Here is a 24,094-nt window from a genome sequence, read left to right on the forward strand (position 1 = left end):
CGATGGCGGAGTTTCTGTTTGTTTTATTCGTTCGCGATCAATGATTCGTTCGTGGTCACTGCCCGGCCTTGACGCCCGGCTCGCCTGCCTCGTACTGGATCAGGTTGCGCGGGACCGCACCGGGAAGCTGCGCCGAACGGTGCTTGCCGACCGGCAGGACGGCCCGCTTGAAGGTGGCCTCGAGCATCATCGCGCTGCCGAGGTACCAGGCGAGAAGCGCGGAGACGAGCAGCACGTAGGCGGCCACCGTCTGGACCACCGGCACGCCGCCCATCAGGGCGATGGCGAGGAGGGTGGATCCGGCGGCCAGGGTGCCCAGCACTGCGGTCAGCGCGTTGTTCTCCCGGGTGGCGGCGACTGCGCCCACCCACGTGATCGCGGCCAGAACCACGAACCAGGAGCCGAAGGCGACGGACGCCGTACCGCTGGTGGCGGCGGCGGGCAGCACGCCCACCGCGATCAGCAGGTTGTACAGGCCGTAGCCGATCCAGAACGAGCCCCAGATGCCGTGCATCGCCGTCGCCACCGCGTCGCAGGCCCGGTAGGCCCACATGCCGGCGAGCAACTGCGCGATGCCGCCCGCCGCCAGCGCGAAGGGGAACAGGATCAGTGGAGTCTGCGAATCTCCGTACCAGCCGGCCAGGTTGGCGGCGACCATGAACGTGGCCGCAGCGAAGCCGAACAGTCCGAGGATCGACGGTGCGGCAACGGGTGACAGCGCGATCGTGGTGTGCTCGCGCCAGAAGTTGTAGTCGGGCGCATCGGCGAGTGCCGAACGCCCATTCGTACCGGTGATCATTTCTTGCCTCCCAGGTTCCACGCCGGGCTCCGGCCAAACCCGGCGGCCGTCCGGGATGCGATTCCCGAGGCGACTCGGCGAGCTTCTCCTTCTGCTCGGAGAAACCCACACCTGGAAGAACGCCGGAACTGCTGATGAAAAGCCCGTTCCGGCTGTCTACAACCTCACACGGCCTTTCGACCGAACTGCTGGGGAGATCGGGCGGGAGCGTGGCTCCGTCAGGAGGCGCGCCGTCCAGGCAGCGAAGGGATCCGCGGTTTCCGGCTCTTCTGGTTGCCGAGCCGGCGGACGAGCTTGCGCAGTCTCTTGGGCTTGAGATCGCGCATCGCTCGTTCGAGCGCATCCTGGCGCTTCGTGAGCCTCTTCAGCTGCTTCTTCAGCGACGCCATTCGACGCCTCCCCTCATCGGTTCCGGATCCACGCTCCCGCTTGTGTCCCCGTCCAGCCTCGGTCGAAACGGCCTTACGCGACGGATTCCGCGGGCTGGTCGGCCCCGGCGACGGCCGCGAGCAGCTGGGCCCGGGTGGGGCCCGCGGGCGGGTAGCTGGGACCGTCGGCCTTCTCCGCCTCGATCCGGGCACGCAACGCGGGCGGGATCGCCGTCACGTCGAGGGCCTCGATCTGCAGCGCGGACCGCATGAAGAAGCGCAGCACGTCGGGCTCTTGCATCATGATCTGCCGGACCCTCCGCTGCAGCGCCCAGGCCTCGCTCGCCGGCGGGTAGGGCGTGCCTGCGATGTCCGCCTGGATCTCGGCCATCCGGTTCTGGTCCTGATCGAGCGTCAGCCGGTACATCTTCCCGACGACGGCGTCGATCACCTCGTCGAAGCGGCGTGCCAGCTCGGCCGGCCGGTCCGGTCCGACCTCACGGAGCACGTCGCGCAGCACGCACGCCTGTGCCATGCCGATCGACGAGCCACGGCCGAGCGAGGGGTTGGTGCGTACGACGGAGTCACCGACCGCGACCACACCGGTGGCCACCGGCTCGCCGTCGACGACGAAGGACCGGTGCCGGTCCGGACCACCGGACATCACCTGGACGTCGGTGAGCGGTGTGGACATCGCCAGCAGCGGGACGAGGTCGGGGATCAGGGCGGCGGCGCGGTCCCAGGCCTGCACGTCCCGCAGCGCGCGCAGCTCGCGGTCGTTGGACGCCGCGACGAACGCCAGGCCGAACGTGTTCTCGTCGGCAGGCACCCAGAGCAGCGACATTCCCTCGTAGAAGAGGATCGCGCTCGGCGCCGGCCGCGGGGACTCGTTGCGGAAGTGCCGGCAGTAGTAGACGAAGCCGAGGTCCTCGCTCTGCTCCTCGGGACGCTGGGCGCCGATCCCGGCGAGCATCCGGTCGATCGTGGTGTTGCGCCCCATCGCGTCGACCACCAGGTCGGCGGGCACCGTCTCACCGCCGTCGATGACGACGCCGTTGACGTGCGGGACGCCGCTCGCGTCCGCGGCGGCCACCAGCGCCTCGGCCTTCGCTCCACGCCGGATCGTGACGCCGGGGGTGCGCGCAGCCACGGTCGCCAACGCTCCTTCCACGACCGGCCTGCGGGCCAGCATCATCCGCAGATCCTCGTCGCCGGGGCGCGACCCGCCGGTCACCGCGGGCGGCATCATGTCGAGGGGTCCCATGCGGACGCCGCCCAGCCGCACCAGTTCGTCGATGACCTCGGGCAGCTCCCGTTCCATCAGTTGACGCCACAGCGCCTGCATGATGTGGGGCAGCCGGAACTGGCTGACGCCGGGCCGCTCCCAGTTCTGCCACTGCCCGTCCGCGTCGCCTTCCGGCTGTCCGGCGTCGCGCTCCAGCACCGTGACGCTGTGGCCGTCGCGTGCGAGCAGCAATGCCGTGGCGAGGCCGTTCAGGCCTGCGCCGATGACGGTGATTCGTGCCATCTCTCGTTCCCCCCACATTCGTTCCCGGCTTCCACCGTGTCCCGACTAGGACGGCCGGCGGTACGTGACTCGTGACACGCGAACGGATGGTTCCAGCGCTTTTGTGCGGTCCGCCCAAGATGTGGGGGCTTGCAGGGTCAGGATTTGTGCGCTCAGCTCAGGATGCGCGGGGTTGGAGCACCAGAGCGCCGTCCACCACGTCCACCACGACCCGCTGCCCCGAGGCGAGGTCGCCGGCGATGATCATCCGGGAGAGCTTGCGGTCGAGCTCGCGGGCGATCGTGCGGCGCAGCGGGCGGGCCCCGAGCTCCGGCTGGTGACCGCGCTCGGCAAGCCAGTCGACCGCGTCCTCGGTGACGTCCAGCGTGATGCCCTGGGCGCTCAGGCGCTCCCCGGTCTCGGCGAGCATCAGGTGAGTGATGCGCCGCAGCTCGGCGCGGTTGAGGGCGTGGAACAGCACGATGTCGTCGATCCGGTTGAGGAACTCCGGACGGAAGTGGGCCCGCATAGCGGCGAGCACGGAGTCGCGGACCTCCTCGGCGGGGCGCCCGGCCTGCGCCGCGGCGAGGAGCTGGTGCGCCCCGAGGTTGCTGGTCATGATCACGACCGTGCTCGTGAAGTCGACGGTGCGCCCGTGGGCGTCGGTGAGACGCCCCGCGTCGAGCACCTGCAGCAGCGTGGCAGTGACGTCGGTGTGGGCCTTCTCGATCTCGTCGAGCAGCAGCACTGCGTACCGGGTGCGTCGCACGGCTTCGGTGAGCTGACCGGCGTCGTCGTACCCGATGTGTCCAGGTGGCGCCCCGACCAGCCGCATCGCGCTGCTGCGGTCGGCGTACTCGCTCATGTCGAAGCGCAGCAGCGCGTCGGCCGAGCCGAAGAGGGCCTCGGCCAGTGCCCTGGCCAGCTCGGTCTTGCCGACGCCGGTGGGGCCGAGGAACAGGAACGACCCGATCGGACGGTCGGGGTGCGCCAGCCCGGCCCGGCCGGCGCGCACCGCGTCGGCCACGGCCTCGACGGCGTCGTCCTGCCCGACGACGCGGCGGTGCAGCAGTGCCTCCAGGTCGAGCAGCCGCGTGCGTTCGGTGGCGGTGATGCGGGCGACCGGGATGCCGGTGATCTGCGCGAGCACCGCGGCCACGTCATCGGCGGTGATGTCGACGGTCCCGGCAGGGGTGGCTGCCGCGGCCGCCTCCGCGATGTCGATCTCGCGGGTGAGCATGTGTGCGCGCTCGAACTCCTCGGCGTCGACGGCGACGTCACGAGCCCGGCGCAGCTGCTCAACGCGCTCGTCGGCCGCAGGGTCGGTGTGGTCGCGACCGGCGTGGATCCGGGCGCGTGCGCTCGCGCGGTCCACGAGGTCGATCGCCTTGTCCGGCAGGAACCGGTCGGTGAGGTAGCGGTCCGACAGCTCCGCAGCTGCGACCAGCGCCGCGTCGCCGATGCGGACGTCGTGGTGCTCCTCGTAGCGCCTGCGCAGCCCGCGCAGGATCGTGACCGTCGCCGCGACCGTGGGCTCGCTGATGCGGACCGGTTCGAAGCGTCGCTCCAGGGCGGCGTCCTTCTCGATGTGCTTGCGGTAGTCGTGAAGCGTCGTCGCGCCGATGAGCTGCAGCTCGCCGCGCGCGAGAGCCGGCTTGAGCAGGGTGGCGGCGTCCATCGCCCCGCCCTCGGCCGAACCGGCGCCCACCACGGCGTGCAGCTCGTCGACGAACAGCACGATCGACCGTTCCGCCCCCACGACCTCGTCGATGACTCCGGTGAGCCGTTGCTCGAAGTCGCCGCGGTACCGGGTGCCCGCGACCATGCCCGCGAGGTCGAGCGAGACCACGCGCACGTCCTTGAGCTGGTCCGGCACCTCGCCGTCGGCCACGCGCTGGGCGATGCCCTCGACGATCGCCGTCTTGCCGACGCCGGGGTCACCGACCAGCACCGGGTTGTTCTTGGTGCGGCGGGCGAGCACCTCGAGGACCTGCTCGATCTCCGCGTCCCGGCCGATGACGGGGTCGAGCCTGCCCTGCTGCGCCGCTGCCGTCAGGTCGCGCCCGAACCGGTCCAGCCGCGGGGTGCGCGCGTGGGTGCCCGGTGTCCTCGGTGTGGTGTCCGGACGGGGCATGGCGCCGCCCAGCGTGGTCTCCAGGTTCCCGATCAGACGCTCGAACAGCTCGTCGAAGGGTCCGGGTCCGGGGCGGTCCTGCGGCACGTCCACCTCCACGAGGATGTATCCGACCTCGATGGTCCTCCCTCGGCGGCCGGTCCGCCCAGGTTGGAGGCTGCGAATGCCCGCGCTTTTACGCGATGCGCATCAGAAGCTGCAGCGACCGCCCCACCACTCCGAGTGTGGTGCGGGCACGCGCGGCCGGCGGCAGGAGCGGGCCGGGGGCGCCGCGCTGCGGGTCGGCGGTGTCGAGGACGATCTCCCACGCGGCGCCGTAGGCGGGGCCGGGCAGCGTGAACGCCACGACGTCAGGGCTCGGGTTGACCAGCAGCAGGAACGAGTCGTCGCGCAGCTTGCGGCCCCGGCGGTCCGGCTCGGGTATCCCGTCGCCGTTGTAGAAGATGGCCAGGGCGCGGGTGCCGCCGTCGGTCCAGTGCGCATCGCTCATCGGCACGCCTGCCGGGGTGAGCCAGGCGAGGTCCTCGAGGCTGGTGCCCCGGACGGGGCGGCCCTGGAAGAACCGGCGGCGCCGGAAGACCGGGTGGTCGCGGCGGAGCCGGACGAGCCGTGCGGTGAAGTCGGTGAGCGAGTGGAACCCGTCGGCCCGCTTCCAGTCCACCCAGGAGATCGCGTTGTCCTGGCAGTAGGCGTTGTTGTTGCCGTCCTGGGTGCGGCCCAGCTCGTCGCCGTGCAGGAGCATCGGGACACCCTGCGACAGGAACAGCGTGGTCAGCATGTTGCGCTTCTGCCGTTCGCGCAGCTCCTGGATCGTCGGGTCGTCCGTGGGGCCCTCGGCGCCGCAGTTCCACGAGCGGTTGTCGTCGGAGCCGTCGCGGTTGTCCTCGCCGTTGGCTTCGTTGTGCTTGTGGTTGTACGAGACGAGGTCGTGCAGCGTGAACCCGTCGTGGGCCGTGACGAAGTTGATCGAGGAGTACGGACGGCGCCCGCTGGACTCGTACAGGTCCGACGATCCCGTGAGCCGGGAGGCGAAGTCGCCGACCGTGCCCGGCACGCCCCGCCAGAAGTCGCGCACCGCGTCGCGGTAGCGGCCGTTCCACTCCGTCCACAGCGGAGGGAAGTTGCCCACCTGGTATCCGCCGGGGCCGACGTCCCACGGCTCGGCGATGAGCTTGACCTGCGACACCACCGGATCCTGCTGCACCAGGTCGAAGAAGGCGGCGAGCCGGTCGACCTCGTAGAGCCCGCGCGCGAGGGCCGCGGCCAGGTCGAAGCGGAAGCCGTCGACGTGCATGTCCAGCACCCAGTACCGCAGGGAGTCCATGATCAGCTGCAGCGTGTGGGGGTGGAGCACGTTGAGGGTGTTTCCGGTGCCGGTGTAGTCGGCGTAGTAGCGGGGGTCGTCGGCAAGCCGGTAGTACGCGTGGTTGTCGATGCCGCGAAACGAGAGCGTGGGGCCGAGGTGGTTGCCCTCCGCGGTGTGGTTGTAGACGACGTCCAGGATCACCTCGATGCCGGCGTCGTGCAGCGCGCGCACCATCGCCTTGAACTCGGTGACCTGCTGGCCGCGCCCGCCGCGGGCCGCGTAGCGGTGGTGCGGCGCGAAGAAGCCGATCGTGTTGTAGCCCCAGTAGTTGGCCAGTCCACGCTCCACGAGGACGTGGTCGTCGAGGAACTGGTGCACGGGCATCAGCTCCACCGCGGTGACGCCGAGCTTCTTGAGGTGCTCGACGACGGCGGGATGGGCCAGCCCGGCGTAGGTGCCACGGAGGGCGGGCGGTACCTCGGGGTGGAGCACCGTGAGGCCACGCACGTGGGCCTCGTAGATCACCGACTCGCTGTAGCGGGTGCGCGGCGGCCGGTCGTTGCCCCAGTCGAAGAACGGGCTGATGACCACGGCCCTGGTCTGGTGGGGCGCGGAGTCGTCATTGTTGCGGCGCCCGGACTGGCCCCAGCGGTAGTCGAACAGCGACTCGTCCCAGTCCACGGGCCCGTCGAACGACTTGCCGTAAGGATCCAGCAGGAGCTTCGCCGGGTTGCAGCGCAGCCCTTGGGCCGGGTCGTGGGGGCCGTGCACGCGGAAGCCGTACCGCTGCCCGGGCCCCACGCCCGGCAGGTAGCAGTGCCAGATGAAGCCGTCGACCTCCGAGAGCTCCACCCGCTGCTCGATGTCCTCGTCGTCGAAGAGGCACAGCTCGACGCGGGTGGCGAGCTCCGAGAAGAAGCCGAAGTTGGTGCCCAGACCGTCGTAGGTGGCACCCAGGGGATACGCGTCCCCTGGCCAGACTTCCACCCGATCATCCTGCCCCGGGAGGTGCCTGCCACGCTGCCGTCAATCCGGTGATCGTCGGCTCTCGATCAGCGCAAGGTGGCTTGTGCCTGTTGTGCGCGGACAGCGATGGGGGCGCCTGCCAGGTCCTCCTCGTTGCACAGCAGTTTGACGTCGTAGTAGGGCCCGGTGTCGCTGTCGTCGTAGTCCAGGTGAACGGCGATGACGTCGAGCGGCTCGCCCAGCCACTCCTGTGCCTGGCGCAGCCAGGCCGCCGACCGTTCCAGCGCGGTCGGGAGGTCGTCGTCGCGGAACTGCACGGGCCGGTAAGGCACCTGCTGGACCTCATCGCGCACATGTGAAGGTCGCGGAAGGTCGGTTGCCACGCCGGTCTCGTCGAGATCGAGTTCGATCGCCTGCTCGGTCACGCTGACCAGGGTGGCCCGGTGAGTCCGCACGGGCAAGCGGACGCCCGCGACACGCCCACCACGACCGGACGAAACGCAGGCGGAGACGCCGGCCGGCGATCCGCGGCGCGTGCAGGCCGTGTCCAGTGGCGTCACCGGTTGGTGCGGTCCCGCGACCACCTCCGGGTGAAGCCTGCCGCCGTGTGGTGTCCGCGGTGCACGGGGCGTGATCCGATCCCCTCCGCGATCGCTGATCACGCCACGGGAGGTCCGGATGCGGGCACGGGGAGCCGGCCGCGGACATGCGCTGTTCGCGTTGCTCGCAACGGCACTGCTGGCGTTCGCTCCGCCTGCCGTGGCCGAGCCGGCGCCCCCCACACCGACACCCGAAGGTTCGCCCGATCGTGTCCTCGGCGAGGTCGGGCCCGAACAGCCGGTCGCGGTCGGCGTCGTCCACCAGGGGTTCACCACGACCGCCGCGGCCGGCCAGGTGATGGGTGACGTCGTGGTCGCCGATCTGACCTCGCCCGGGATCCGCGCCGACCTGCTCACCCCTGGCACGATCGCCGCGCGCTCGTCGGTCGCCGAGATGGCCGACCGCACCGGCGCGGTCGCGGGCATCAACGGCGACTTCTTCGACATCGGCCGCACGAACGCCCCCGCCGGACCGGCCGTCGCCGGCGGCCGCCCGTTGAAGGCCGCGGTGCCGGACGGCAGGCGGATGGGGCCTGCCGTGCCCGGTGCCGAGATCGAGCACGTCTTCGCGGTGGGGGTCGACCGGGTGGGCCGGATCGACCGCCTACGGCTGGCGGGCACGGCGACCAGTCCGCGGGGGACGTTCCCGATCATGGCGCTCAACCAGTACGCCGTGCCGGTCGGCGGGATCGGCGTGTTCACCCCGGACTGGGGCGTGGCCGACCGGGCCACGACGCTGTGCGGCTCCGACGTCGACCGTGACGCGCCCTGTGCGGCCGACCAGGCCGAGGTGCTGATCCACGAGGGGGTCGTGGTGCTCGCCGGCCCGCCGGTCGGCGGGCAGATCCCGCAAGGCGACGTCGTGCTCACCGGTCGGGACAAGGGCGCAGCCATGGTGCGCTCGTTGGAGATCGGCGACCGCGTGCAGATCGACTACGCGCTGGTGGCGGCCAGCGGTGTGCAGCCGCAGTTCGCCATCGGGGGCAGCCCGATCCTGATCGACAGGGTTCCCGTCGCCGGGCTCGATGACCGCGAGCGGGCGCCTCGCAGCGCCGTGGGCACGAGCCCGGACGGGCACTACATGTTCCTTCTCACGCTCGACGGCCGGCAGACCGACAGCGTGGGCGCGACGCTCGCGGAGCTGGCCACGGTTCTGCGGGCGATGGGCGTCGACGACGCGATCAACCTCGACGGCGGCGGCTCGTCGACGCAGGTCTTCCGGGCGCACGGCGCGTCCGAGGTGACGATCGTCAACGATCCGTCCGGTTCGTCGCCGCGCCTCGTGCCGAACGGCATCGGCATCTACGCCGGCTGATCGCGACCCCGGCCGTGCGCCGGTTCGCTCGTGCGGGCAACGTGGGGGCCCCACGACGACGTTGCGAGGAGTGAACCGTGACGAGTGCCGAGCTGCTGACCGACGCCTACGGCCGGATCCGTGAGGAGGTCAACGGCGCTGTCGACGGCCTGACCCCCGAGCAGTTGGCCTACCGCGTCGATGGCACAGCCAACTCGATCGCCTGGCTGGTCTGGCATCTGACGCGTGTGCAGGACGACCACATCGCCGCCGTGGCCGGGTTCGAACAGGTCTACACCGCGCAGGGCTGGGCCGAGCGCTTCGGCTTCCCTTTTTCCCCGTCCGCGATCGGATACGGGCACAGCTCGGCCGACGTCGACGCCGTGCGCGTCGACTCTCCGGACCTGCTGGTCGACTACCACGAGGCGGTGCACGCGCAGACCCTCCGGTTCATCGAGGGCATCAAGGAAGAGGAGCTCGGGCGGGTGGTCGACGAGAGGTGGGACCCGCCGGTGACGCTCGCCGTGCGGCTGGTCAGCGTGGTGAGCGACGACCTTCAGCACGTCGGACAGGCCGCCTTCCTGCGCGGGGTGCTGGAGCGGCGGTGACCCGCTGAGGCCGGGTCGGCCTCAGGCGGCCCGGCCCGGCGCGAGGCGGGCGAACGGGGCAGGCACGATCTCCAGACCGCGCCGTTCGGAACCGGCCGGCTCCGGCGCGGCCGCGACGTCGTCGTCCAGTGGGTCCGGACCGCCGGCCGGGCGGACGCCGTCGATCAGGCGATCCTCCAGGTGCGCGAGCCAGAGGGGCGCGGCCAGCAACACGAGTGGGACAATGATGGCGGCGATCCACATGCTGCCTGCGTACCCGCTCTGCCCGGCCGACCCAACCGGTCCCACTCCATCGTGCCGGTCCATGCCGGATGGGATGGCGACATCTTGGCGAGAGTTGCCCATCGTGACGAGTGCGCCGTGGCGCCCATCACGGACGGGTGAGCCTTCGAGTAGTTGACGTGGCACGAACTTCGTGGATAGTTTGTTGATGCGTCATCAGAGCCCCTCGTGGGGCTGGAGCTCGCATCAGGAGTACTCACCAGTCATGACCAAGATCGCGATCATCCTCGGCAGCACGCGCCCCGGCCGTAATGGCGAGGCAGTCGCCAAGTGGGTCCTCGACATCGCGAAGCAGCGCAGCGATGCCGACTACGAGCTCGTGGACCTGCTGGACTACAACCTGCCGCACCTCGACGAGGCGGTGCCCCCGTCGATGGGTCAGTACAGCCAGCCGCACACGAAGAAGTGGGCGGAGAAGATCGGCTCGTTCGACGGTTTCGTGTTCGTCACCCCGGAGTACAACCACTCCACGTCGGGTGCGCTGAAGAACGCCATCGACTTCCTCTCCGCCGAGTGGAACAACAAGGCGGCGGGCTTCGTCAGCTACGGCGCGGTCGGTGGAGCCCGTGCGGTGGAGCACCTGCGCCTGGTGATGGGCGAGCTGCAGGTGGCCGACGTCCGCAACCAGGTCGCGCTGTCGCTGTACACCGACTTCACGAACTTCAGTGAGTTCACCCCGGGTGCGCACCAGGCCGACACGGTCACCGCCATGCTGGACCAGGTCGTGGCCTGGAGCGCCGCGCTCGCACCGCTGCGGAGCGCCTGACCGCAGCGTTTCCGGCTCCCCCATCGACCGGGGGGCGGCGAGGGAGCAACGTCCCGCACCCGATGCACGGGTGCGGGACGTTTCCGTGTCCGGAGAACTTGCGTGGTGCGAGCTCGGCACCTCGGCAGCCATGATCAGCGGTTGGGGGTCGGTGGCCGTGTTATCAGCGGCTGGGCGGCCCGAACCGGTGATCTTGGGATCGTGGGGCGGGGGAGTGGGCGGCTGGGCCGCTCGTTCCACCTCGTGACGCGCCGTCGGCGGGCGCCCACCCGGAGTCCGCGCCCGCCCGTCGGAACGGGGCTTCCTTTGTGGGGATTCCGACGTCGAACGCGGTGTCACGGCGCGCTACCGGGCCTCTGTGAAAAGCTGAGATGTCCGACTTTGCGAAATGGTGCCCGGCGCGCCGCGCTATGATGATGTATCAACAACTGGGTAGGCTGAGGCTGTGAGTGAACCGCGGTGGCTCGACGAGCGAGAGGCACGCGTCTGGCGGAGCTACGTCGGCCTGAAGTTGCATCTCGAGGCCGAGCTGGAACGTCGGCTCGTGCGCGACGGAGGGCTCTCCAGCGCCGAGTTCACTCTGCTGGTGCCGCTGTCCGAGACGCCGGGCGGACTGCTGCGGGCGCGCGACCTCGGGCGGATGGTCGGCTGGGAACGCAGCCGGATCTCTCATCAGGTCGCTCGCATGGAGAAGCGCGGTCTCGTCGTGCGTGAGGAGTGTCCCGAGGACGCACGCGGATCGATGGTGCGCCTCACCGAGGCCGGCAGGGCGGCCATCGTGGCGGCGGCGCCCTCGCACGTCGAGGCCGTCCGGAGCCTCTTCTTCGACGCGATCGCGGACGACGAGCTGGACGTCATGGCCGGGGCGTTCGAGCGCGTGCTCGACCGGCTCCCGTGCGACGTCGGATAGCTGCGGAATACCGTCTAGGGGTATCCGGTTGGGAAAACCGGAGGTGATTCCGTTGCACGAGATCGACAGGTACCGGCTGGCCGGGCTCCACCTCGACATGGGTGACCCGCTCGAGGCGTTGACGCTCCTCGAACCGATGGCCGACGGGCTGCGTGAGCACGCGGCCGGGCAGCTGCTGTTGGGACGGGCGTACTACCACTCGGCCCAGCTCGGCAAGGCGCAGGAGGCCCTGGAGCGGGCGGTTTCGCTGGCTCCGACCGACGCCTACGTGCGCTTCATCCTCGGGCGCACGCTGCAGCGGCGCAGCAGGCACGAGGAGGCCGGCGTGCAGTTCCGCATCGCTGCGGCTCTGGACGACCGTCCGGAGTACTGCGAGCACCGCGATGCCCACGCGCGGGACACCGCGGCGGCCTGAGCCGTCAGCGGTCCCGTAGGTCCCGAAGACGCTGGAGCTTGCCGACGGAGCGCTCCAGCGTCTCAGGGTCGACGACGTCGCACCCCACCGTGACACCGACGGTCTCCTTGACCGCGGTGACGAGCTCGCGTGCGGCGTCGAGCCTGCGCTCGGCCGGCGTCTCCTGGCGCGCCTCGACGCGAACGGTCAGCGCATCCATCCGGCCCTCTGTGCTCAGCACGAGCTGGAAGTGCGGCGACAGCCCCGCGGTGCGCAGCACGATCTCCTCGACCTGGGTCGGGAAGAGGTTCACCCCGCGCAGGATGATCATGTCGTCGCTGCGGCCGGTGATCTTCTGCATCCGTCGCATCCTCGGTCGTGCGGTGCCGGGCAGCAGCCGGGTGAGGTCACGCGTGCGGTAGCGGATGATCGGCAACGCCTGCTTGGTGAGCGAGGTGAAGAGCAGCTCGCCCTCCTCCCCGTCCGGCAGTGGCGCGCCCGGGTCGTCGCCGAACGGGTCGACGACCTCCGGGTAGAAGTGGTCCTCCCAGATGTGCAGGCCGTCCTTCGTCTCCACGCACTCCTGCGAGACGCCGGGGCCCATCACTTCCGAGAGCCCGTAGATGTCCACGGCGTGCATGTCCATGCGCTCCTCGATCTCGAGGCGCATCTGCTCGGTCCACGGCTCGGCCCCGAAGATCCCGACCTGCAACGAGGAGGAGCGCGGGTCGATCCCCTGCTTCTCGAACTCGTCGACGATCGTGAGCATGTAGCTCGGCGTGAGCATGATGATCTCGGGCCGGAAGTCCTGGATGAGCTGGACCTGCCGCGGGGTCATCCCGCCCGAGACCGGGATGGCCGTGGCTCCGAGCTTCTCGATCCCGTAGTGCGCGCCGAGACCGCCGGTGAACAGGCCGTACCCGTAGGCGTTGTGCACCTTGTGCCCCGGCCGTCCGCCCGCCGCCCGGATCGAGCGGGCCATCACGGTGGCCCAGGTGTCGATGTCGCGTTCGGTGTAGCCGACGACGGTCGGGCGCCCGGTGGTGCCCGACGAGGCGTGCACCCGCCGTACCTGCTCCTGCGGCACCGCGAACATCCCGAACGGGTAGTTGTCGCGCAGGTCGGCCTTGGATGTGGTGGGGAACTTCGCGAGGTCGGAGAGCTCGCGGCAGTCCTGCGGGTGCACGCCGGCCGCATCGAAACTCGCGCGGTAGTGCGGGACGTTCTCGTAGGCGTGCCGCAGCGTCCATTGCAGACGCTCCAGCTGCAGGGCGCGTAGCTCGTCGACCGACATGCGCTCCGCAGGGTCGAGCAGCTCGGCAGGCGGAGCGTCGCCGAGCCTGCGCGTGGCCGGTGCTGCCATCACACCTCCTTCTTGGCCACGAGCGTGAGGACGTCGTAGCGGGCCACGGACTCGCCGTCCTGACGCGTCACGTCCGCGTCCCAGCGCACCTCGCCGTAGCCGGCGGTGTCGCGCGGGGTCACCTGCTTGCAGGTCAGCGACACCGTCAGGGCGTCGCCGAACTTGACCGGCGTCAGGAAGCGCAGCCGGTCGACACCGAAGTTGGCGAGCACGGGGCCCGGGTCGGGGTCGACGAACAGGCCTGCGGCCAGCGAGACGACGAGATACCCGTGCGCCACGCGTTCGCCGAACAGCGGGTTCGCCGCGGCCGCCTCGGCGTCCATGTGGGCATAGAAGGTGTCGCCGGTGAACTCGGCGAAGTGCTCCACGTCCTCCTGCGTGACGGTGCGCGGGCCGCCGACGATCGTGTCGCCCACCCGCAGCTCCTCGAGGTGCTTGCGGAACGGGTGGACGTCGGTCTCCGTGCGCCGCGAGCCCGCCACCCAGCGGCCGGTGATCGCCGTGAGCGTGTCGGGGTCGGCCTGCACGGCGGTGCGCCGCATGTGGTGCAGCACCCCGCGGATGCCGCCCATCTCCTCCCCGCCGCCTGCCCGGCCCGGGCCGCCGTGGACGAGCTGCGGCATCGGCGAGCCGTGGCCCGTCGACTCCTTCGCGTCGGCCTGGGTGAGCACGAGCAACCGGCCGTGCCACGGGGCGACGCCGAGCACGACGTCGCGTGCGAACGCCGCGTCGCCCGTGACGACCGAGCCCACGAGGCTGCCCTGGCCGCGTGCGGCGTAGTCGATCAGCTGCTCGGTGGAGGAGTAGGGCAGCACGCTCGAGACCGGCCCGAACGCCTCCACCTCGTGGGGTTCGGCGCGGTCCGGGTCGCCGGTGAGCAGGATCGGGGAGATGAAGGCGCCGCGCTCGGCGTCGGCGTCGACCACGTCGACCTTCTCCGGGTCGCCGAAGACGATGCGCCCGGCGTCGGCGAGGGCCTTGACGCTGCGGCGCACCTCCTCACGCTGTTCGAGGCTCGCGAGGGCGCCCATCCGCACGCCCTCGGCGGCCGGGTTGCCGACCACGGTGGACGCCAATCGGGCCGACACCGCCTCGACCACGGCGTCCACATGCTCGGCAGGCACGAACGCGCGGCGGATCGCCGTGCACTTCTGGCCGGCCTTGACCGTCATCTCCTGCAGCAACTGCTTCACGTAGAGGTCGAACTCGGGCGTGCCCGGCACCGCGTCCGGTCCGAGGACCGAGAGGTTCAGGGAGTCGGCCTCCGCCGAGAAGCGCACGCTGCGCCCGACGATGCCGGGGTGGGTGCGCAGCTTCGCGGCGGTGGACGCAGAGCCGGTGAAAGCGACGAGGTCCTGCTCGGTGAGGTGATCGAACATGTCGCCGACCGAACCGGCGACGAACTGCAGCGTGCCCTCGGGCAGGAGTCCGGAGTCGACGATCAGCTCGACGAGCGCGGCCGTCAGGAACGCCGTGGGGCTCGCCGGCTTGACCACCGACGGGACGCCGGCGAGAAAGGCGGGGGCGAACTTCTCCAGCGGCCCCCACACCGGGAAGTTGAACGCGTTGACCTGCACCGCGACTCCGCGCAGCGAGGTGGCGATGTGCTGGCCGGCGAACGTGCCGCCACGGGAGAGCGGCTCGACGTCGCCCTCGACGTAGATCGTGTCGTTCGGCAGTTCGCGGCGGCCCTTGCTCGCATAGGCCTGCAGCACGCCGATGCCGCCGTCGATGTCGAACTTCGCGTCGAACGGAGTGCCGCCGGTGCGGGCGGACACCGCGTAGAGCTCCTCGCGATGCTCACGCAGGTGCCCGGCCAAGGCCTTCAGCAGTCCCGCGCGCTGGTGGAAGGTCAGTTCCCGCAGCGCCGGGCCGCCCACGCGCCTGCCGTGGTGGAGCACCGCGGCCATGTCGATCCCGGCCGAGGAGATCCGGGCGACCTCCTCGCCGGTGACGGCGTCGAAGAGTGGGCGGCCCTCGTCGGAGGGGGAGTGCCAGCGGCCCTGGACGTAGCTGCGCAGAACAGGTGACATCAGGGGAGCCCTCCCGGGATGTTCTACCGACCGTTCGTTCGAACGCTAGCACGCAGGGTGCGTGCCGAACAGTGTCGATCCTCGCCCGCGCGTGTCTCGACCGGTCGTTCGTTCGGGCTTTACCATGGCCCCGTGACCGATGACCCAGCCGTGCTGATCACGCGCGACGACGCCGACCCGGCCGTCGCCGTGCTCACCCTCAACCGGCCGGCGCGGTACAACGCGCTCACCACGGAGCTGAAGACCGATCTGCTGGCCGCCGTGGAGGATCTCGGAAAGGCCGAGGACGTCCGCGCGCTCGTGCTCACCGGCGCGGGCAAGGCGTTCTGCGTGGGGCAGGACCTGGGAGAACACGCCGAGGCGCTGCGCGCCGACCCGTCCACGGCCTTCGACACCGTCACCGAGCACTACAACCCCATCGTCGCCGAGCTCGCCGACATGGACTTCCCCGTCGTCGCGGCGATCAACGGCCCGTGCGTCGGTGCAGGCCTCGGGTTCGCCCTCGCGTGCGACCTGCGGATCGCGGCCGCGGGCCTGAAGTTCTCCACCGCGTTCACCGGGATCGGGCTCACCGCCGACTCCGGGCTCTCGGCGAGCCTCGCCCACGCCGTGGGTGTCGCCCGGGCCACCGAGCTGCTGCTGCTCGGCGAGCCGTTCACCGCGGAGGACGCGCAGGCCTGGGGCCTGGTGCGAGCGGTCGTGCCACCCGAGGACGTGGTCCCTGCCGCGTTGGAGCTGGCCCGCCGCCTGGCGGCCGGCCCCACGAAGGCGTACGCCGAGGTCAAGCGCGGGGTCCGGTTCGGAGCCGTGTCCGCGCTGCCGGACGTGCTCGCCGCGGAGGGCGCCGCGCAGGCCCGGCTGGCCACAACCTCCGACCACGCCGACGCCGTCGAGGCCTTCCTGGCCAAGCGCCGCCCGACGTTCCGGGGGCGCTGATGACCACCGAGGCGGCGGGACGCCGGGTCCGCAGGCCCAGCGGGGGAGCCGCCTCGTTGCTCGAGGTGGCGGTGGCGGAGTTCAACACCCGCGGCTACGACGCCACGAGCATGGAAGATCTCTCCCGCGCCGCGGGGATCACGAAGTCGTCCTTCTACCACCACTTCACAGGCAAGGAGGCCTTGCTCCGCGCAGCGCTGGAGCGCGCGCTGAGCGGGCTCTTCGGGGTGCTCGACGAGCCCGCCGCCACCACCGGCACACCACTGGCGCGCCTGCGCCACATCGTCCGTGGGCAGGTGGCGGTGCTGCAGCGCGACCTGCCCTACGTCACGCTGCTGCTGCGGGTGCGCGGCAACACCGAGAGCGAGCGGTGGGCGCTGGCGCGCCGCCGCGCGTTCGACGCGCAGATCGCGGCACTCGTGAAGGAGGCGGTGGCCGCCGGGGAGATCCGGCCCGGAGTCGAACCCGCTCTGGCTGCGCGGCTGCTGTCGGGCCTGGTCAACTCGGTGGTCGAGTGGTATCGGCCCGGGCGTCCGGGCACGGCCAACCTCCCGGACGACGTGGCCCGCGCGGTGTTCGAGGGGATCCTGCCGGCAGCCGGCTGATACCCCGCACCCGAACGTCGCGCGGGCCCGGAACGACGGTGATCACGAACGACGGTGATCAGGTCACTCAGTTGTCGTCGTCATCGTCGTCCTTCGCTCCCGGCGGAGGTGCGGGGAACACGTGGTGTTGCGGCGCGGGCATCACGGAGTCGGCGCCCTTCACGCTGTGCCAGATCGCCTCGTTGAACGTCTGCTCGTCGATCTGGTCCTCCTTCGTGAGGGGCTGGGCGTTGGAGGTCGCCGCGTCGGGCGCGTTCGCCGGGTTCGTCTCCTTCATGTTCTGTCTCGGTTTCACCGCCGTGTACGGGGTGAGGTTCGGAGTGGACGTGAAGGCGGCCAGCATCGGCGTCGCGTAGGCGTCGAACTGCGTGAGCGGCTGGAGCCCGAGGATCAGCTCCATCGTCCGCAGCATCGACGCGGTGCTGTAGAAGGTGGAGTCGACCTTGCCCGTCTGGCTGTAGGGGCTGATCACCTCGGCCACCGTGCGGTGTGCGTCGACGTGGTCGGGTCCGTCCTGCGCGTCGTCCTCGGTCACGAAGATCGCGGTGGATCCCCAGTACTTGGAGTGCGAAACCGCGTCGACGACCTGGCCCACCGCCCAGTCGTTGTCCGCGACGTAGACCCTCGGCGTCGGGGAGCCGGTCTTCGTCCCGGCGTTGTGGTCGTTACCCAGCCGGAGCAGCTCGACGGTCGGCAGGTTGTCGTTCGCGACGTACCTGTCGAACTCCTTCTTCCACTCGGTGTAGCGGGGGCTGAGGCAATGCGCCGACGGCACCGGTTTGAAGGTCCCGGGAGAGTCGGGGCAGCTGAGGTCCCAGCCCCGGTAGTTGGCGTCGGTGTGCGCGGCGAGCACGGGGTCGGTCGCCTTCGACCGCCCGTCCTTCAGCGTGTCGACGTAGTAGCCGTAGTTGCGGAACGACACGTGATTCTCGGCCAACCGGTCCCAGATGTAGGCCTTCGCCGGGTCACGGTTCGGTGCGATGGCCGGGTCGGAGCTCTCCGACGGGTAGGGCGCGTTCCGATCGGAGTAGTTGCCGGGCCAGACCTGCTCGGAGTAGGGGTTGGAGTTCGCCGCCACCGTCCAGTTCCAGCCCTGGGCGCTGACCTCGGCGTCGGCGTAGAAGTTGTCGAAGTCGCCGAACGTCTTCTCCAGGTTGCGGGAGTTGGGGGCGGACTCGTCGCCGAACAGGTCGAGCGAGGGGTCGCCGTTGCCCTTGCCCAGGTTGCCGAACTCCTGGTCGTAGGTCCGGTTCTCCCGAACGATGAAGATCACGTGCTTGATCGGGGTCTGCTCGCCAGGGTGTCGCGGGATGATGCTCATCCCCTGGTCACCACCGCGCACCGCAGCTCCGTCGGCGAATCCGTCATTGGTCCGCACCTGTTGCGTCCAGGTCTGCAGCTGAGCCGGGTCCGGCGTGGTGATGGCGGAGAGCGTGCCCACCATCATCGAGCCGCTGTACTGGTCCGCCGCAAGAAAGGTGGAGTAGGGGTTCGGGTGCCCGGGCCCGTTGTTCGGTCCGGCTCCCAGTCCTTTCGCGTTGGTGACGAGCATCTGGTTCCCGTGCATCACGATCGACGTGGGGTACCAGCCGGTGGGGATCAGCCCGTTGACAGCGCCGGTACCGGTGTCGACCGCGGCCACGTCGTTGTTGCCCGCGTTGGCGACGTAGAGCGTGTGGCCGTCCTGCGAGAGCGCGAGCGCGTCGGGGTTGCTGCCGACGGGCGCGTCGGGGTAGGGCGCGAGGCTGATCGTGCGGGTCACCTTGTCCGAGGCGGTGTCGATGACGCTGACCTCGTCGGAGTCGCCGTTCGCCACGTAGAGGGTGGAACCGTCGGCCGAGGTGATGATCTTGTTGGGGTGGGTGCCGACCTTGATGCTCCGCTGCGCCACCGGCATCGCACCCGACACGTCCACCACGGCCACGTCGTTGCCGCCCTGGCTGGTGACGTAAGCGGTGCGGCCGTCCTTGGAGAGCGCCACGCCGTAGGGCCGGTGCCCGGCCGCGATCGTGTGCACGGCTCCCGTGCCCACATCGATCACGCTGACGGCGTCGGCCTGCTGGTCGGCGACGACGAGCCGAGCCCCGTCGGGCGTGACGGCGATGCCGGCCGGGAACGGGTTGACCTTCGCGCCCTTCGGGGTGCTGGTGGGCAGGGCGAACGACCCGTTGGCGACGAGGCCGTGGTCGCCCACGCCGTAGCTGCGCACGAGGTTGTTGCCACCGCCGCTCGCATAGAGCGTGTGGCCGTCGGGGCTGAAAGCGAGGCCCGTGTACAGGGCCGCAGGGTCGGGGTAGTCGACGGTCTGTGTGACATCACCGGTGCTCGTGTCGATCAGTTGCAGCGACTGGACACCCTGACCGTCGTTGCTGATGACGAGATGGCTGCCGTCCGGGGACAGTGCCTCGCCCAGCGGTAGGTCACCGAGGTCCGTCTGCTGCCCCGCCGGCGTGACGGTGAAACCGATGGGCGTGAGCGTCGGCCCGCCCGGGGCGGGGCCAGGCTGGGGCGGCGTGGCTGCAGCAGCCGTGCCGCCGATGGTCAGCGTGGCCGCCAGGACGGCCGCCGCAGTGATCGATCGATGTCTGCACCGCATAACCGTGTGCCTCCTTCTCGGCCGGAGGTCGGCCGTACTCCGAGATGGACGCTAGGAGCGGGCGATGGCCTGCTCCGCGCGTTGCGGTGAACGAGACGTGGATGGGGCGACACCGCACGATCGGGCTCGGGCATCAGGGACGTGGCGCCCGCTGGTGATCGTGCGTGAGATCTCCGGACGAGACGGTCCGACACCGACAAACTTTCTTGTCTTGACAGATGAACTTGTCGGTGCGAGAGTTTCCGCATGTTCGACATCGCAGTGATCGAGGACCCGGCCGCGGCCGAGGCGTCGCTGGACCCCATGCGGTCCCGGCTCCTCGCCGCGCTCGCCGAGCCGGCCTCGGCGACGATGCTCGCGGCCCGGGTCGGCCTGGCCCGGCAGAAGGTCAACTACCACCTCCGGGCGCTCGAACAGCACGGCCTGATCGAGCTGGTCGAGGAGCGCCGCAAGGGCAACGCCACCGAGCGGGTCATGCGGGCCACCGCGGCGTCGTACGTGATCTCGCCGGTCGCTCTCGCCGCCGTCAGCCCCGATCCGGCCGGGACGCCGGACCGGTTGTCGGCACGGTGGCTGCTGGCGGTCGCCGCCCGGCTCGTCCAGGACGTCGGCGAGCTGATCACCGGCGCGGAGCGGGCCAGGAGGCGGGTGGCCACGTTCGTCGTCGACGTGAGCGTCCGCTTCGCCTCGGCGAGCGATCGGGCCGCCTTCGCCGAGGAGCTGGCGGCCACCGTCAACGGCCTGGTCGGCAAATACCACGACGAGCAGGCTCCCGGCGGTCGTGACCACCGGGTGGTGCTCGCCCTGCACCCCAGCGTCAACCCCCGTACCGGCACCACCGAATCCGAGGAGTCCTGACATGACCACCACGACCGGCCCCGCCCTCGACCAGGCACTCCCGATCACGGAGACCGGACCCGCCACGGCCGCGCGCGTCCGGCGCAGGCAGCGCGCCAAGGCGGTGGGCGTCGCGGTGGCGGCGAGCGGCGTGCTCTACCTCGGCGCTCGGGCGGCGGGCACGGATTTCGTGCTCACCGACCCCGGCGCGACCGTGTCACACCCGCTGATCCTGCCGGAGATCATCGTCTTCGCTCTCGTCTTCGCGCTTCTCGGCTGGGGCACCCTCGCCCTGCTCGAGCGCGTGACCCGCCACGCGAAGATCGTCTGGAGCGTGCTCGCCGGAACGGTGCTCGCGGCCTCGTTCATCCCGGTCTTTCTCGAACAGGCCACAGTGGACACCCGGGTCATGCTCTGCCTCATCCACGTCGCCGTCGCGGTCGCGCTGTTGCCGATGCTCCGGCACCGCCGCGCCCGTTGACCCCCGCTCGACAACACAGCTCGGCCTGCTCGGCCACTCCATCCGGATCACCACCCCGAGAGAGGTTCACCATGGGACACAAGTTCGAGCTCACCAAGGAAATCGAGATGGCGGCCGGCCCGGAGCAGATCTGGGACGCCATCGCCACCGGCCCGGGTATCGACTCCTGGTTCATGGGTCGCAGCGAGGTCGAGCCCGGCGAAGGCGGGCGCACCCGGTTTGCCATGGCCGGCTACGTCGAGGAGTCGACGGTGACGGCATGGGAACCCGGGAAGCGGTTCGCGCACCGGAGCGAACCAGGGCCGGACGGCACCTTCATGGCACTGGAGTACCTCATCGAGGGGCGCGACCAGGGCGCCACCGTGCTGCGGATGGTGCAGAGCGGTGTCCTTGGAGACGACTGGGAGACCGAGTACGAGGCCATGGGCCTCGGATGGGACATGTACCTGGCCACGCTGGCGGCGTACGTGACGCACTTTCCCGGCCGTACCGGCACTCCCGTCTCGGCGTTCCGGCCGGGTGCCGGCGACCCGGACCAGGTCTGGGCGGCCGTGGCCGGCGCGTTCGGCCTCACCGGCGCCGTCACCGAGGGCGAGCGGGCCCGGCTCGAGCTACCCGGGCTGCCGCCGATCGACGGCGTGGTGGACCTCGCCGGCCTGCCGACGTACTTCGGTGTGCGCACTCCGGACGCCCTCTACCGGTTCCTGCACTCCGGTACGGACCGCGGCAACGCGCTGGTGGTCGGGCACCACATCTTCGCGTCCGACTCGGATCCCGCCCGGACCGACCAGGCCTGGCAGGAGTGGCTCACCCGCCTGCCGATCGCCTGACCAGGCAGCCTCGCGCCGGCGAGCGAACGGCCCACCCAGCCCGCGGGTTCACACGGTCCTCGCAACACCTCGACCTGAGGAGTTGCGGGGACCGTGTCGTTCTCAGGTGATGTCGAGCGGGCCGTCCGCCGTTCCGCTCCTAGGGGTGGTTCATCTCCTGCATGTTCTGCGACGGCTTCACCGCGCTGTACGGCGTGAGGTCCGGCTTCGAGGTGAAGGCGTTGACCATCGGCGTCGCCGCCGCGTCGTACTGGGTGAGCGGCGGCAGCCCGAGGATGAGCTCGACCGTCCGCAGCATCGAGACGGTGCTGTAGAAGGTGGAGTCGACCCTGCCCGTGTGGCTGTACGGGCTGATCACCTGGGCCACCGTGCGATGGCCGTCGACGTGGTCGCCGCCGCTGTTGGAGTCCACCTCGGTCACGAAGATCGCGGTGGAGGACCAGAAGTCGGAGTGCGAGACGGCGTCGACGATCTGGCCCAGCGCCCAGTCGTTGTCGGCGACGTAGGCCGCCGGCGTCGGCGAGCCCGGCTTCGGCCCGGCGTTGCGGTCGTTGGGCAGGCTGATCAGCTCCGCTGCCGGCAGGTTGTTGTCGGCGACGTAGCCGTCGAACTCCTTCTTCCACTCCGCGAAGCGCGCGTTGCCGCAGTTCACGCCCGCCGCCGGGGCGAAGCTCCTGGGGGAGTCGGGGCAGGTGAGGTCGAACCCGCGGTAGTTGTGGTCGGTGTTCGCGTCCAGCACCGGGTCGGCGGCCTTCGCCGACCCGTCCGGCTGGATGTTGGTGAACACGCCGTAGTTGCGGAACGGCACGTGGTAGTCGGCCATCTGGTCCCAGATGTAGGCGTGCGCCGGGTCGCGGTTCGGCGCCGTGGCCGGGTCCGTGCCCTCCGGGGGAAGGGGCCCGGTGCGGCCGGAGCTCACGGCAGGCCAGGTCTGCTCGGAGTAGTCGTTGGAGTTCCCGGCGACGGCCCAGTTCCACCCCTGGGCGCCGACCTCGGCGGGGGAGTAGAAGTTGTCGAAGTCGCCGAACGTCCGGGCCAGCCTGCGTGAGTTCGGTGTGGACTCGTTGCCGAACACGTTGAGCGCCGCGTCGCCGTTGCCCCTGCCCAGGCTGCCGAGCTCCTCGTCGTAGCTCTGGCCCTCACGCACCACGTAGATCACGTGCTTGATCGGGCTCTGCACGCCCGGCTTCAACGGGACCACACCCGAATCCCGGACCTTCGCGCCCTTGTTCGTGCCCTCGGACGGAGTGCTCATGCTCTCGGGCCTGGGATTCGGGTCGGGGAACCCGTCGTTGTCCCGCACCTGCTGGGTGAAGTCCTGCAGGTGCCCGGTCGGCACGGGGACGCGCGTGAGCGTGCCCACCATCATCGAGGTGACGTCCTGGCTGAGCACCTCCATGTCGGGGCGGTTCGGGTTCGGGTGACCGGTCAGGTCGTTGGGTCCGGCGCCGAGGCCCTTGGCGTTGGTGATGAACAGCTGGGTCCCGGTCCACGCCAGCGAGGTGGGGTGCCACGAGGTGGGGATCATGCCGTTGAAGTGACCCGACCTGACGTCGATGAAGGCGACGGCGTTATTGCCCGAGTTGGCGACGTAGAGCGTGCGACCGTCCTCGGAGAGCGCGATGGCGTCGGGGTTGCTGCCGATCGGGGCGTCCGGGTAGGGGGAGACACTGATCGTGCGGATCGTCTTCTCCGTGGCGGTGTCCACTACGGAGAGCTCGTCGGAGTCGCCGTCGGCCACGTACAGGATGGAGCCGTCGGCCCGCGCGATGAGCCGGTTCGGGTGGGTGCCTACCGGGATCGACCCGCGTTGCACGGGCTCCGGCCGGCTCAGGTCCACCACCGAGAGTTCGTTCCCGCCCTGGTCGGTGACGTAGGCGGTGTGGCCGTCGTGCGAGATCACCACGTCGTAGGGCCGGTGGCCGATCGGGGCCGAGTGCACGGCGCCGGAGGCGAGTTCGACCACGCTGACGGCGTCGGCCAGCTGGTCGGCGACCACGAGCCGGGAGCCGTCCGGGGTGACGGCCATGCCTGCCGGGAACGGGTTGATCGGCTGGCCCGTCGGGCCGGTGGTCGGAAGAGGAATCGATCTCCTCTCCGTCAGTCCGGTCGCGCGAACGCTGTACGCGCGGATCAGGTTGTTACCGCCGCCGCTCGCGTAGAGCGTGAGGCCGTCCGGGCTGAACGCGAGTCCCGCGTAGAGGGACGCGGGAGCTGGGTATTGCAGTGTCTGTGTGACGTCCCCCGTGCTCGTGTCGATCAGCTGGAGCGACTGCACACCCGCCCCGGCATTGCTGACGACCAGTCGGCTGCCATCAGGAGCCATCGCAGAGTCGATCGGCATGCCGGCCAGGTTCGTCTGCTTGCCCGCAGGGCCGATGCCTTGGCCGATCGGTGAAAATGAGTGTGCGTCGTTGACCTGTCCACCTTGGCCGGGCCCGGCCTGTGGTGGAGGAGTCTGTTGTGGCTGCGCCTCGGCC

Annotated in this window: 21 protein-coding genes; 10 read left to right on the forward strand and 11 right to left on the reverse strand. The window is 70.4% G+C overall.

All coding sequences use genetic code 11. The features are described 5' to 3' along the window. Positions 1-55: 55 nt before the first annotated feature. The 6 genes from MMF94_RS26270 to MMF94_RS26295 all read right to left on the reverse strand — a co-directional run bounded on the left by MMF94_RS26270 (position 56) and on the right by MMF94_RS26295 (position 7,505). Positions 56-799 carry an acetate uptake transporter gene (locus MMF94_RS26270; protein ID WP_241039865.1) on the reverse strand — a complete coding sequence of 248 codons (744 nt, stop codon included), beginning with the start codon at positions 797-799 and terminating at the stop codon, positions 56-58. A gap of 218 nt (positions 800-1,017) precedes the next feature. Next, the gene (locus tag MMF94_RS26275) at positions 1,018-1,188 is read right to left on the reverse strand and encodes a hypothetical protein (protein ID WP_241039866.1); all 171 of its coding nucleotides are present in this window, start codon (positions 1,186-1,188) and stop codon (positions 1,018-1,020) included. A gap of 73 nt (positions 1,189-1,261) precedes the next feature. Then, the gene (locus MMF94_RS26280; RefSeq protein ID WP_241039867.1) at positions 1,262-2,695 is read right to left on the reverse strand and encodes an FAD-dependent oxidoreductase; all 1,434 of its coding nucleotides are present in this window, start codon (positions 2,693-2,695) and stop codon (positions 1,262-1,264) included. A 157-nt stretch (positions 2,696-2,852) separates the two neighbouring features. Beyond that, complete coding sequence (locus MMF94_RS26285) at positions 2,853-4,901, reverse strand: ATP-dependent Clp protease ATP-binding subunit (RefSeq protein WP_338104369.1); 2,049 nt, start codon at positions 4,899-4,901, stop codon at positions 2,853-2,855. 82 nt (positions 4,902-4,983) lie between these two features. Next, positions 4,984-7,101: a glycogen debranching protein GlgX gene (gene glgX / locus MMF94_RS26290; protein ID WP_241039868.1), complete on the reverse strand. Its 2,118-nt coding sequence runs from the start codon at positions 7,099-7,101 to the stop codon at positions 4,984-4,986. A gap of 65 nt (positions 7,102-7,166) precedes the next feature. Beyond that, on the reverse strand, positions 7,167-7,505 hold the full coding sequence (locus tag MMF94_RS26295) for a hypothetical protein (RefSeq protein ID WP_241039869.1): 339 nt from the start codon (positions 7,503-7,505) through the stop codon (positions 7,167-7,169). Between the two features lie 253 nt (positions 7,506-7,758). Here MMF94_RS26295 and MMF94_RS26300 point away from each other — a divergent pair, with 253 nt between their 5' ends. Beyond that, complete coding sequence (locus tag MMF94_RS26300; protein ID WP_241039870.1) at positions 7,759-8,994, forward strand: phosphodiester glycosidase family protein; 1,236 nt, start codon at positions 7,759-7,761, stop codon at positions 8,992-8,994. Positions 8,995-9,071: 77 nt separating this feature from the next. Beyond that, positions 9,072-9,581 carry a mycothiol transferase gene (locus tag MMF94_RS26305; protein ID WP_241039871.1) on the forward strand — a complete coding sequence of 170 codons (510 nt, stop codon included), beginning with the start codon at positions 9,072-9,074 and terminating at the stop codon, positions 9,579-9,581. Positions 9,582-9,602: 21 nt separating this feature from the next. Here MMF94_RS26305 and MMF94_RS26310 read toward each other — a convergent pair whose 3' ends face one another. Then, positions 9,603-9,887: a hypothetical protein gene (locus MMF94_RS26310; RefSeq protein ID WP_241039872.1), complete on the reverse strand. Its 285-nt coding sequence runs from the start codon at positions 9,885-9,887 to the stop codon at positions 9,603-9,605. A 181-nt stretch (positions 9,888-10,068) separates the two neighbouring features. On the opposite strand from MMF94_RS26310, the gene MMF94_RS26315 reads away from it, so the two are divergent. From MMF94_RS26315 to MMF94_RS26325, 3 genes are all read left to right on the forward strand, one after another. Further along, positions 10,069-10,629: an NADPH-dependent FMN reductase gene (locus tag MMF94_RS26315; protein WP_241039873.1), complete on the forward strand. Its 561-nt coding sequence runs from the start codon at positions 10,069-10,071 to the stop codon at positions 10,627-10,629. Between the two features lie 445 nt (positions 10,630-11,074). Then, positions 11,075-11,539, forward strand: a complete 465-nt coding sequence (locus MMF94_RS26320) for a MarR family winged helix-turn-helix transcriptional regulator (RefSeq protein WP_241039874.1) — start codon at positions 11,075-11,077, stop codon at positions 11,537-11,539. 52 nt (positions 11,540-11,591) lie between these two features. Further along, positions 11,592-11,954 (forward strand): tetratricopeptide repeat protein, encoded by a 363-nt coding sequence (locus MMF94_RS26325; RefSeq protein WP_241039875.1) that lies wholly within the window; start codon positions 11,592-11,594, stop codon positions 11,952-11,954. 4 nt (positions 11,955-11,958) lie between these two features. On the opposite strand, the gene paaK is transcribed toward MMF94_RS26325, so the two are convergent. Both paaK and paaZ read right to left on the reverse strand, forming a co-directional pair. Next, positions 11,959-13,227, reverse strand: coding sequence for a phenylacetate--CoA ligase PaaK (paaK, locus tag MMF94_RS26330; RefSeq protein WP_425564050.1), 1,269 nt, complete (start codon positions 13,225-13,227; stop codon positions 11,959-11,961). Between the two features lie 68 nt (positions 13,228-13,295). Then, the gene (gene paaZ / locus MMF94_RS26335; RefSeq protein WP_241039877.1) at positions 13,296-15,329 is read right to left on the reverse strand and encodes a phenylacetic acid degradation bifunctional protein PaaZ; all 2,034 of its coding nucleotides are present in this window, start codon (positions 15,327-15,329) and stop codon (positions 13,296-13,298) included. A gap of 132 nt (positions 15,330-15,461) precedes the next feature. Between paaZ and MMF94_RS26340 the strand changes: the two genes are divergently transcribed. Continuing rightward, complete coding sequence (locus MMF94_RS26340) at positions 15,462-16,265, forward strand: enoyl-CoA hydratase/isomerase family protein (RefSeq protein ID WP_241039878.1); 804 nt, start codon at positions 15,462-15,464, stop codon at positions 16,263-16,265. After that, a complete protein-coding gene (locus MMF94_RS26345; RefSeq protein WP_241039879.1) occupies positions 16,265-16,870 on the forward strand; it encodes a TetR/AcrR family transcriptional regulator in 606 nt (201 codons plus the stop codon). Before MMF94_RS26340 ends, MMF94_RS26345 begins: the two co-directional genes overlap by 1 nt. A gap of 67 nt (positions 16,871-16,937) precedes the next feature. On the opposite strand, the gene MMF94_RS26350 is transcribed toward MMF94_RS26345, so the two are convergent. After that, positions 16,938-19,466: a bifunctional YncE family protein/alkaline phosphatase family protein gene (locus MMF94_RS26350; RefSeq protein WP_241039880.1), complete on the reverse strand. Its 2,529-nt coding sequence runs from the start codon at positions 19,464-19,466 to the stop codon at positions 16,938-16,940. A gap of 246 nt (positions 19,467-19,712) precedes the next feature. Between MMF94_RS26350 and MMF94_RS26355 the strand changes: the two genes are divergently transcribed. The 3 genes from MMF94_RS26355 (at position 19,713) to MMF94_RS26365 (ending at position 21,614) form a co-directional block, all read left to right on the forward strand. Beyond that, positions 19,713-20,324 carry an ArsR/SmtB family transcription factor gene (locus MMF94_RS26355; protein ID WP_241039881.1) on the forward strand — a complete coding sequence of 204 codons (612 nt, stop codon included), beginning with the start codon at positions 19,713-19,715 and terminating at the stop codon, positions 20,322-20,324. A gap of 1 nt (position 20,325) precedes the next feature. Further along, positions 20,326-20,784: a DUF6069 family protein gene (locus tag MMF94_RS26360; protein ID WP_241039882.1), complete on the forward strand. Its 459-nt coding sequence runs from the start codon at positions 20,326-20,328 to the stop codon at positions 20,782-20,784. A 71-nt stretch (positions 20,785-20,855) separates the two neighbouring features. Further along, positions 20,856-21,614: an SRPBCC family protein gene (locus tag MMF94_RS26365; RefSeq protein ID WP_241039883.1), complete on the forward strand. Its 759-nt coding sequence runs from the start codon at positions 20,856-20,858 to the stop codon at positions 21,612-21,614. Between the two features lie 139 nt (positions 21,615-21,753). Here the strand turns inward: MMF94_RS26365 and MMF94_RS26370 are convergent, their stop codons facing one another. Next, on the reverse strand, positions 21,754-23,958 hold the full coding sequence (locus tag MMF94_RS26370; RefSeq protein WP_241039884.1) for a bifunctional YncE family protein/alkaline phosphatase family protein: 2,205 nt from the start codon (positions 23,956-23,958) through the stop codon (positions 21,754-21,756). Between the last annotated feature and the right edge of the window lie 136 nt (positions 23,959-24,094).

The sequence above is a fragment of the Pseudonocardia alaniniphila genome, assembly GCF_022524485.1.
GTDB classification, from domain to species: domain Bacteria; phylum Actinomycetota; class Actinomycetes; order Mycobacteriales; family Pseudonocardiaceae; genus Pseudonocardia; species Pseudonocardia alaniniphila.